The 7,322-nt window shown below is 67.5% G+C and carries 7 protein-coding genes; 2 read left to right on the top strand and 5 right to left on the bottom strand.

The features are described from left to right. Nucleotides 1-101: 101 nt before the first annotated feature. The 4 genes from VFA16_RS22675 to VFA16_RS22660 form a co-directional block, all read right to left on the bottom strand. The gene (locus tag VFA16_RS22675) at nt 102-1,025 is read right to left on the bottom strand and encodes an SDR family NAD(P)-dependent oxidoreductase (RefSeq protein WP_324969996.1); all 924 of its coding nucleotides are present in this window, start codon (nt 1,023-1,025) and stop codon (nt 102-104) included. Between the two features lie 55 nt (nt 1,026-1,080). After that, complete coding sequence (locus VFA16_RS22670; protein WP_324969995.1) at nt 1,081-2,772, bottom strand: DEAD/DEAH box helicase; 1,692 nt, start codon at nt 2,770-2,772, stop codon at nt 1,081-1,083. Nucleotides 2,773-2,978: 206 nt separating this feature from the next. After that, nucleotides 2,979-3,473 carry a cupin domain-containing protein gene (locus VFA16_RS22665; RefSeq protein WP_324969994.1) on the bottom strand — a complete coding sequence of 165 codons (495 nt, stop codon included), beginning with the start codon at nt 3,471-3,473 and terminating at the stop codon, nt 2,979-2,981. Between the two features lie 17 nt (nt 3,474-3,490). Further along, nucleotides 3,491-4,402 (bottom strand): SDR family NAD(P)-dependent oxidoreductase, encoded by a 912-nt coding sequence (locus tag VFA16_RS22660; protein WP_324969993.1) that lies wholly within the window; start codon nt 4,400-4,402, stop codon nt 3,491-3,493. Nucleotides 4,403-4,504: 102 nt separating this feature from the next. Between VFA16_RS22660 and VFA16_RS22655 the strand changes: the two genes are divergently transcribed. Both VFA16_RS22655 and groL read left to right on the top strand, forming a co-directional pair. After that, the gene (locus tag VFA16_RS22655) at nt 4,505-5,071 is read left to right on the top strand and encodes a TetR/AcrR family transcriptional regulator (RefSeq protein WP_324969992.1); all 567 of its coding nucleotides are present in this window, start codon (nt 4,505-4,507) and stop codon (nt 5,069-5,071) included. A gap of 229 nt (nt 5,072-5,300) precedes the next feature. Continuing rightward, the gene (gene groL, locus VFA16_RS22650; RefSeq protein WP_324969991.1) at nt 5,301-6,923 is read left to right on the top strand and encodes a chaperonin GroEL; all 1,623 of its coding nucleotides are present in this window, start codon (nt 5,301-5,303) and stop codon (nt 6,921-6,923) included. Nucleotides 6,924-6,969: 46 nt separating this feature from the next. On the opposite strand, the gene VFA16_RS22645 is transcribed toward groL, so the two are convergent. Then, nucleotides 6,970-7,322, bottom strand: a 353-nt coding sequence (locus VFA16_RS22645) for a pyridoxamine 5'-phosphate oxidase family protein (protein WP_324969990.1), incomplete at its 5' end; no start/stop codon positions are given.

Raw genomic sequence — 7,322 nt, 5'->3', positions numbered from 1 at the left:
GGCCAGTGCCAGGCCTTGGGCGTCGGCGAGCCCGGTGCTGGTGGCGGTCCGGGCGGTAATGAGATCGGCGACGACGCGCTGATGTTCTTCGACGGACCGCATCAGACCGGGAAGCTGAGGCCGGTGAGCTCTTCGGACACGGCCCACAGTCTGCGCTGCAGCTCTTCGTCGTGGGATTGGCCGCTGGACTCCACGAGCTTGGGATATCCACGCTGCTGAGCGAAACCGTCCGGGCCGTAATACTGGCCGCCCTGGACGTCGGGGTCGGTGGCCGCCCGCAGCGTCGGCAGGGCGCCCATCGCTGCGCTCTGGAACACCAGCGGCCCGAACACGGCGACGGCGGGTTTCAGCACGATGGGCAGGTTACGGGTGAGCTCGGTGCTGGAGCTGCCGGGATGCGCGGCCACGGCGATCGTGGGCGCGTTCTTCGCGGCCAGCCGCCGCTGCAGTTCGTACGTGAACAGCAGATTGGCCAGCTTGGACTGCCCATACGCGGCGATCCGGTCATAGCGGCGCTCCCAGTTCAGATCGTCGAAGTGGATCGACGCGCGAAACCGGTGCCCGTTGCTGCTCACGGTCACCACCCGTGACCCGCGGACTTTCAGCAGGTGGTCCAGCACCAGTCCGGTCAGCGCGAAGTGGCCCAGATGGTTGGTGCCGAACTGCAGCTCGAACCCGTCGCGGGTGAGCTGCTTGGGCGTGTACATGACGCCGGCGTTGTTGATCAGCAGATCGATGCGCGGGTAGGCACGGCGCAGTGCTTCGGCGGCGGCGCGCACCGAGTCCAGCGAGCTCAAGTCGAGTTCTTGCAGCGTGACGTCGGCGCCAGGACTGGCAGCGACGATTCTCGCCAGCGCGACGTTGCCCTTCTCCAGATCGCGCACCGCGAGCACGACGTGTGCGCCGCGCTGGGCGAGCACTGCGGCGGTGTGGTAGCCGATTCCGGTGTTGGCGCCGGTGACGATGGCGACGCGGCCGCTCTGGTCCGGCACGTCAGCGGCGGACCATTTGCCTCCTGCGCCCATGGCGCAAAACGATACCGACCGCCCGGCGCCAAGCAGCGGGCACGGCAGAACCGGCTCAAGCGGTCAGCTGCCGTGCCGCTTCGATGCGCGCCTTCAGCTGATCGCTGGTCGCTGCGGCCACCGGCGGTCCACCGCAGAGCCGGCGCAGCTCGTTGTGGATCCAGCCGTGCGGCTTGCCGGTGCGGTGGTGCGCCAGCGCGACTTGCTGGTTGAGCTCGCGGCGCAATTCGTGCAGCCGCCGGTGTTGCGCAACCGGCTCGGACGCGCTGGCACCGCTCGCCGTAGCCCGAGCGAGCTGCTGTTCTTGGCGGCGCCGCAAGAGGTCTCGCATCTGCTCGGCGTCTAGCAGGCCGGGGATGCCCAAGTAGTCTGCCTCCTCGTCGCTGCCTGCCGGGGTTGCGGTACCGAACGACGCGCCGTCGAAGATGACCTGGTCCAGCTCGGCGTCGGCGCCCAGCGAAGTAAACCCGTTGTCGGTATCGGACGGCTCGGATTGGCGGCGGTTGGCGGAGGTCAGCTCGTCGCCGAGTGTTTCGCGGTGTGGCTTGCCGAGAACGTGGTCGCGTTGTGCCTCCAGCTCGCTGGCCAACCGCAGCAGCGGCGGCACCGAGGGCAGGAAGATGCTCGCGGTTTCGCCTGAGCGGCGAGAGCGCACGAACCGGCCGATGGCTTGCGCGAAGAACAGCGGTGTCGACGCGCTGGTGGCGTAGACGCCGACCGCCAGCCGCGGCACGTCGACTCCCTCCGACACCATGCGCACCGCGACCAGCCAGCGGCTGGTGCCCGCAGCGAACTGCGAGATGCGCTCGGAGGATTTCGGGTCGTCGGACAGCGCAACCGTCGGCGCCTCGCCGGTGATCGTGGTCAGCAATCCGGCGTAGGCGCGCGCGGTCTTGTGATCGGTGGCGATCACCATGCCGCCAGCGTCGGGAACGCCGCCGTCACGTAACTGCCGCAGCCGGGTATCGGCGGCGGAGATGACCGCCGACATCCACTCACCGGCCGGGTCGAGCGCGGTCCGCCATGCCTGGGCGGTGTGCTCGGCGCTCAGTGGCTCCCCGAGCCGCGCCGCCTGCTCTTCGCCTGCGCTGTTTCGCCACCGGGCCTCCCCGGAGTAGGCCAGAAACACCACCGGGCGGACCACGCCGTCGGCCAGCGCCTCGGCATAGCCATAGGTGTGATCCGCCACTGACCGCAGCAACCCGTCGCCGTCGGGCGCGTAGTTGACGAACGGGATAGCGGCGTCGTCGCTGCGAAACGGTGTGCCGGTCAACGCCAGCCGCCGGGTGGCGTCGCCGAACGCCTCCTGGATGGCGTCGCCCCAGCTTTTGGCGTCGCCGCCGTGGTGGATCTCGTCGAAGATCACCAGGGTGCGCCTGCTCTCGGTGCGCACCCGGTGGCGGGGCGGGTGACTGGCGACTTGGGCGTAGGTGACGACGATGCCGTGGTATTCCGTGGAGGTGTGCGCGGCGGCGTTGCTGAACCGCGGATCTAGCGCGAGCCCGTCGGCGGCCGCCGCCAGCGCCCACTGTGTCTTGAGGTGTTCGGTGGGCACCACCACCGTGATTGCATCGATGCTGCGGTCGGCCAGTAGTTCTGCGGCGATGCGCAGAGCAAACGCGGTCTTACCTGCACCGGGGGTGGCGACCAGTAGAAAGTCGCGAGGTTTCGCGGTCAGATACCGCACCAACGCCCGCCGCTGCCAGCCCCGTAATGCTCGGGTGCTGGGCGCATCGGTTGCCCGCACCCGAAACCCCCCTCTGATCGAGATGCAGTGTAGGGCAAGGACATCGGGCTGTGCATCTTTGCAGAAAGCGGCTGGCCGACGCGGTTGTCATAGCGGACACGCCGCCCGCGACGCTAGTGCCGCGTCAACCGCGGCCGTCGATCACGCAGTCCTCAAGCGGGTGCCACGGGATGCGCCGAGCGAACAGCATCAAGATTGCGTTGTGCCTACTGGACCCAGAAGTTGTCGTGGCGGATGAACCACTCCCGGCGTTCCTCGTCCGTCATATCGGCCAATGCCGCGAAGCCCTCGAAGTAGGCCTCCCGCGGAGCGCCCGGCGCGAACAGCATCAAGATCGACGCCGGGTCGTCGGCCTCGTTGCGGAAGCCGTGAATGCCGCCGGGCGGTACATAAAGGAAGTCGCCTTGGTGGCCGTCGACCCAGTCGTTGCCGTCGTAGAGCTTCATCGTCCCGGACAGGACGAAGAAGGCCTCGGAGATGGCGCGGTGGAAATGCGGGCCTGGGCCACCGGCGGCGGGGGCGATGTCGACGCGGTAGAGGCCGTAGTCGCCGGCGGTGGCCTGTTGGTTGGCCAGGTAGTGGTATTTGACGCCGGGGGTCTCGTAGTCCGGCGGCTCGTCGGCGCGTTTGAGCCAGGCGCTGACTTCCGGCTCGTCGTCGAGGTAGCGGGGTTCTGGATAGGGCGGCACGACAAGCGACATCGCTTCAGTCTGCCGGATCAGCCGACGGGATACACCACACCCGTGAGCTCCTCGGACACCGCCCACAGCCGCTTTTGCAGTTCGACGTCATGGGACTGGTCACTGGATGCCACCACCTTCGGGTAGCCGCGTTGTTCGCCGAAGCCGTCGGGACCGTAGTACTGCCCGCCCAGCACACCGGGATCGGTGGCGGCGCGCAGCGTCGGCAGCGCGCCCATTGCGGCGTCCTGGAAGAGCGGTTCGATCACGGACGTGACCCGCGCGGCCACCGGAGGCAGGTTGCGGGTGAGCTCGGTGCGGGAGCCGCCGGGGTGGGCGGCCACGGCGATCGCCGTTCCGCGCGGCGCAAGTCGTCGCTGCAGCTCGTAAGTGAACAGCAGGTTGGCGAGCTTGGACTGCCCGTAGGCCCCGACCCGGCTGTAGCGGCGTTCCCACTGCAGATCGTCGAAGTGAATGCCCGCCCGGATGCGGTGTCCGAGGCTGCTGACCGTGACGACCCGCGAACCGGCGATCGGCAGGAGCCGGTCCAGCAGCAGGCCGGTGAGCGCGAAGTGGCCCAGATGGTTGGTGCCGAACTGCAGCTCGAACCCGTCTTTGGTGAGCTGCTTCGGCGTCCACATCACGCCCGCGTTGTTGATCAGCAGGTCGATGTGGTCGTGCTCGGTGCGCAGTTGGTCGGCGGCGGCTCGGATGGAGTCCAGCGACGTCAGATCGAGCTCTTGCAGCATGACAGTGGCGTCTGGGTTGCGCTTGGCGATGAGATCGGCCGCTTCCTTGCCCTTGTCGAGGTTGCGCACCGCGAGAACGACGTGAGCACCATGCGCGGCGAGCGCCATCGCGGTTTCGTAGCCCAGGCCGGTGTTGGCTCCGGTGATGACGGCGACACGGCCGGTCTGGTCAGGAATGTCAGCGGCGGTCCACTTGGCCATGGGAAGCTCCTCACTAGAATGAAGTAAACCGGAGCGAGCGCTCCGCTTTAGCCCACTATACGGAACGTACGCCCCGGTTTGTCAATCGGTAGGTGATGTGACATGGCTCAACCCATCCGGCCGCTACGCGCCGACGCGGCCCGCAACCGTGCGCGTGTGCTGGCAGTCGCTTACGAAACCTTTGCGGCCGACGGCTTGTCGGTGCCGATCGACGAGATCGCCCGACGCGCCGGAGTCGGCGCCGGCACCGTCTACCGGCATTTCCCGACGAAGGAGGCGCTGTTTGCGGCGATCATCGAAAACCGGATGCAGCGGATTGTCGACGACGGGTATGCGCTGCTGAAATCCGGGGAGCCGGGTGAAGCGCTCTTCACTTTCGTGCGCTCGATCGTCTTGCAGTGGGGCGCGACGGACCGTGGGCTGGTCGAGGCGCTCGCCGGATTCGGCATCGACATCGCACGCGCTGCGCCGCACGCCGAGGAAGCTTTCCTGGCCGTGCTCGGCGAGTTGCTGCGCGCCGCGCAGAAAGCCGGCACCGCGCGGCGCGACATCGGCGTCGCAGAAGTGAAGGCGATCCTCGTCGGGTGCCAGGCGATGGAGGCGTACAACTCCGCGTTGGCCGAGCGGGTAACCGACGTCGTCGTTGATGGGTTGCGGGCAGCGCCGTAGCGGGTTGTGGCTTCCTGATTACCCGGCTCCTCCTCACCCCGCTGCGCCGGGCCGCATCGGTCGCCGGGCGTTCTTGCACTCGACAGGGGCGAGTGCTAAGAATGACTTGGCACTCGCGACCGGTGAGTGCTAGGTCGGGACGGTGAGACCGAGCTCAGCTGGGTCGTCCGTCGCGGGCACTGCACCCGGCCAGGACGTGTCATCCCCGATCCGGAGGAATCACTTCGCAATGGCCAAGATAATTGCGTACGACGAGGAGGCCCGCCGGGGCCTCGAGCGGGGGCTCAACGCCCTCGCCGACGCGGTAAAGGTGACGTTGGGTCCCAAGGGCCGCAACGTCGTCCTGGAGAAGAAGTGGGGCGCTCCCACGATCACCAACGATGGTGTGTCCATCGCCAAGGAGATCGAGCTGGAGGACCCCTACGAGAAGATCGGCGCCGAGCTGGTCAAAGAGGTCGCCAAGAAGACCGACGACGTGGCCGGTGACGGCACGACCACAGCCACCGTGCTCGCGCAGGCGCTCGTGCACGAGGGGCTGCGCAACGTCGCGGCGGGCGCTAACCCGCTCAGCCTCAAGCGCGGCATCGAGAAGGCCGTCGAGAAAGTCACCGAGACGCTGCTGAAGACCGCCAAGGAGGTCGAGACCAAGGAGCAGATCGCTGCCACCGCGGCCATCTCCGCCGGCGACCAGTCGATCGGTGACCTGATCGCCGAGGCGATGGACAAGGTCGGCAACGAGGGCGTCATCACCGTCGAGGAGTCCAACACCTTCGGCCTGCAGCTCGAGCTCACCGAGGGTATGCGCTTCGACAAGGGCTACATCTCCGGCTACTTCGTCACCGACGCCGAGCGTCAGGAAGCGGTCCTCGAAGACCCGTACATCCTGCTCGTCAGCTCCAAGGTGTCGGCCATCAAGGACCTGCTTCCGTTGCTGGAGAAGGTCATTCAGTCCGGCAAGCCGCTGCTGATCATCGCCGAGGACGTCGAGGGTGAGGCTTTGAGCACCCTGGTCGTCAACAAGATCCGCGGCACCTTCAAGTCGGTGGCGGTCAAGGCCCCCGGCTTCGGTGACCGCCGCAAGGCGATGCTGCAGGACATGGCGATCCTCACCGGTGGCCAGGTCATCAGCGAAGAGGTTGGCCTCACGCTGGAGAACGCCGACCTGTCGCTGCTCGGCCGGGCCCGCAAGGTCGTCGTGACCAAGGACGAGACCACGATCGTCGAGGGTGCCGGTGACTCCGACGCCATCGCCGGTCGGGTGGCCCAGATCCGCACCGAGATCGAGAACAGCGACTCCGACTACGACCGCGAGAAACTGCAGGAGCGGCTGGCGAAGCTGGCCGGTGGTGTTGCGGTGATCAAGGCAGGTGCCGCCACCGAGGTCGAGCTCAAGGAGCGTAAGCACCGCATCGAGGACGCGGTGCGCAACGCCAAGGCCGCGGTCGAGGAGGGCATCGTCGCCGGTGGTGGAGTGACGCTGCTGCAGGCGGCCCCGACGCTCGACGAGCTCAAGCTCGAGGGCGACGAGGCGACCGGTGCCAACATCGTCAAGGTGGCGTTGGAGGCTCCGCTGAAGCAGATCGCGTTCAACTCAGGTCTGGAGCCCGGGGTTGTCGCCGAGAAGGTGCGCAACCTGCCGGCCGGTCACGGTCTCAACGCGCAGACCGGTGAGTACGAGGACCTGCTTGGCGCCGGCGTCGCCGACCCGGTCAAGGTCACCCGGTCGGCGCTGCAGAACGCGGCGTCGATCGCGGGGCTGTTCCTGACGACGGAGGCCGTCGTCGCCGACAAGCCGGAGAAGGAGAAGGCAGCTGCTCCCGGTGCCGGCGGTATGGGCGACATGGACTTCTGAGTCCGTATCGGAAAAGCCCGGTCCCTTTGGGGGCCGGGCTTTTTCGTTACGCCGTCGCCGATGATGATGCTTTGAAGATCACGCAGTCGTAGGTGTGTCCGCGCTGACAGGTCGGGGAGTCGCCCACGGCAGGCCGGTGCAGGAGTGCGCGCGTGGGCACCATCTTCACGGGTTCGGTTGCTTCCGGGTCGACGGGCTTTTCGGTGTCGGCGTCGACGATCAGCGAGTACTCGCCGGGGTCGCGTGGCGGCCATACCAGGGTGGCGGTGCCGTGCCGCGAGAGGTTGGCGCGAGTGTGCCCGCCGACCGGGCCGATGTCGAACGCCCGCCCATCGAAAGCCGGCTCGATTTCCACCGCGCGCACACGGTAGTCGTCGTTGACGGTGATCAGGTAGGCGA

This window comes from Mycobacterium sp. (assembly GCF_035653355.1).
In the GTDB taxonomy this organism is placed as follows: domain Bacteria; phylum Actinomycetota; class Actinomycetes; order Mycobacteriales; family Mycobacteriaceae; genus Mycobacterium.
Note: the sequence above shows the minus strand (reverse complement) of the source record. Positions and strands in the feature narration are given on the sequence as shown.